This is a genomic window from Actinomycetospora sp., from assembly GCF_055612215.1.
Genome location: NZ_JBVPVA010000375.1, coordinates 1 through 2,494, shown reverse-complemented (window position 1 = coordinate 2,494; position 2,494 = coordinate 1). Strand labels below are relative to the sequence as shown.

The window sequence follows — 2,494 nt, the reverse complement described above, 5'->3', positions numbered from 1 at the left end:
CGCTGCGAGTACTGCCAGCGCGGGATGCCCTCGCACTGCCAGACCGTCGGCGGCATCGGCTGGATCTTCGGCCACCTCATCGACGGCACCCAGGCCGAGTACGTCCGGGTGCCCTACGCGGACACGTCGCTCTACGCCGTCCCGGACTCGGTCACCAACGAGCAGGCGATCTTCCTCGCCGACTCGCTGCCCACCGGCTACGAGGTCGGCGTCCTCGCTGGCGGGGTACGTCCCGGCAACACCGTCGCCGTGGTCGGCGCGGGTGCGGTCGGGCTCTCGGCGGTGCTCACGACGGGGCTGTGGGGCGCCTCGAAGGTCATCGCGATCGACTCGAACAAGTTCCGCCTGGAGCGCGCGATCGAGTTCGGCGCGACGGACGCGATCGAGGTCGGACCGGGCACCGTCTCCGACGTCGTCGCGCTGACCGACGGCCTCGGGGTGGACGTGGCGATCGAGGCGGTCGGCTACCCGGAGACGCTCCTGACGGCCGCCTCGCTCGTGCGCCCCGGCGGGACGATCGCGAACGTCGGCGTCCACGGCACACCGGTCGAGCTCCCCATGCAGGACATGTGGATCGCGAACGTGACCCTGACGATGGGCCTGGTCGACACGGTGTCGATCCCGACCCTGCTCAAGATGGTCGCGGGCGGGCGCATCCCGGCCGAGAAGATGGGGACGCACACCTTCACCTTCGACCAGTTCGACGAGGCCTACGACGTCTTCGGCAACGCGGCCGCGAACCTCGCGCTGAAGGTCGTCATCACGCCCTGAGCGTCGACGGGGTCAGGGGGTCGCCGCCGCCTCGCGGAGCGCGGCGGCGACCCGCGCGACGGCGGGGCTCTCCGGGCCGGGCACGCGGGCGAGCAGCACCCGGCGGTCCTCGACCGGGCCGCCGCGCACCGGGATCGCGACGACCCCGGCCGGCAGGGTCCCGACGAGGCTCGCGGGCACCGTCGTGATCCCGTGCCCGCCGGCGACGAGCGCGAGCTTGGCGAGCCAGTCGCGGGCCGTGTGGGCCACGTGCGGGCGCCCGTCGAGGCCCGGCCACACGCCCATCGCGCCGCTGCCCTCCGGCCCGGCGATCCAGGCCCGGTCCCGCAGGTCGTCGACGTCGACGGCGTCGAGGCGGGCGAGCGGGTCGTCGGCGGGCAGCCCGACCCGCAGCGTCCCCTCCGAGAGCACCGTCGTGGTCAACGGCGGGGACTCGGCGTCGACCGGGCGGTAGGGCGGGAGCTGGGCCAGGACGGCGAGGTCGAGGGTCCCCGAGCGCAGCGCCCGGACCAGCGCCCCCGTGTAGCCCTCGCGGGAGACGACGACGAGCCCCGGCGCCGACCGCGCCAGTGCGGAGAGCGCCCGGGGCACCAGCACCGCCCCGGCGGTGGCGAACCAGCCGAGGCGGACCGTCGCGTGCTCGTCCGGGAGCCCGGCGAGCTCCCGGGCGCCCGCGTCGAGATGGTCGACGACCGCGGCCGCGCGCCGGGCCACCAGCCGACCCGCGGCCGTCGGCCGGACACCGGTGCGGTGCCGGTCGAGCAGCGGGGTCCCGACGGCGCGCTCGAGCCCGGCGACCTGCCGCGAGACCGCCGACTGGGTGTAGCCGAGCGCCGTGGCCGCCGCGGTCAGCGTGCCCCGGTCGACCACTTCGCGGAACACCCGCAGCGCGGTGAGCGAGGCGGACTCGAGAGCCATGACGGTCGTGCATACCAGGTGTGCACGACCTGCGCTGGTCGCATGGCCGCGTCGCTCCTAGCGTGGCGCTCGTGAGCAGGACCGCCCTCGTCACCGGGGCCACCCAGGGACTCGGGCTGGCGCTCGTCGCCGGCCTCGCGCAGCGCATGGAGCCCGACGACGTCGTCGTCCTGAGCGGCCGCGACCCCGGGCGGGTCGAGCGCGCCGCGGCCTCCCTCCCGCCCGGACGGGCACGGGTGCGCGGCGAGGTCCTCGACGTGGCGGAGCCCGGAGCGGCGGAGGCCCTCGCGGCCCGGCTCGGGCCGGTCGACGTCGTGATCGGGAACGCCGTGATGCGCGTCGGTCCCGACGACGACCCCCGCGCGGTCGTCGGCGAGTACACCGAGGTCAACAACTTCGGCACGACGCGGCTGCTGCGGGCCTTCGCGCCGCGCCTGCCCGACGGCGGACGGCTCCTCGTGGTCGCGAGCTCGCTGGGGACGCTGCACCACCTCGCACCCGTCCTGCACGACCGCTTCGACCGGCCGAGGACGCTCGACCAGGTCGACGACGCGGTGGCGGCCTGGCGCGACGCCGTCGCCGACGGCAGCGCACGGGCCGGGGACTGGCCCGGGTTCGTCAACATCCCCTCGAAGATCGGGCAGGTCGCCGCGGTGCGGGCCCTGGCCGCGTCACGGCGGGAGGAGGATCTCCGTCGCGGGATCCTGCTGGCCGCGGTGTGTCCGGGGATGATCAACACCCCGACGTCGGGACTGTGGTGGGACGTGAGCGGCGCGCCCAGCGCGGACGAGGCTGCGGTCGCGCT

3 protein-coding genes are annotated in these 2,494 nt (G+C 75.6%); 2 read left to right on the top strand and 1 reads right to left on the bottom strand.

The window, feature by feature from the left end:
• On the top strand, positions 1-771 hold a 771-nt coding region (locus tag AC0CYZ_RS10660; RefSeq protein WP_472215041.1), incomplete at its 5' end, for a zinc-binding dehydrogenase.
• A gap of 12 nt (positions 772-783) precedes the next feature.
• Here the strand turns inward: AC0CYZ_RS10660 and AC0CYZ_RS10655 are convergent.
• Entirely contained in the window at positions 784-1,689 is a 906-nt protein-coding gene (locus AC0CYZ_RS10655; protein WP_472215038.1) for a LysR family transcriptional regulator, read from the bottom strand.
• 71 nt (positions 1,690-1,760) lie between these two features.
• On the opposite strand from AC0CYZ_RS10655, the gene AC0CYZ_RS10650 reads away from it, so the two are divergent.
• On the top strand, positions 1,761-2,494 hold a 734-nt coding region (locus AC0CYZ_RS10650; protein WP_472215036.1), incomplete at its 3' end, for an SDR family NAD(P)-dependent oxidoreductase.

Excerpts from the sequence above, each read along its gene's own strand:
- AC0CYZ_RS10655 (WP_472215038.1), bottom strand. The coding sequence starts at position 1,689 with ATGGCTCTCGAGTCCGCCTCGCTCACCGCGCTGCGGGTGTTCCGCGAA.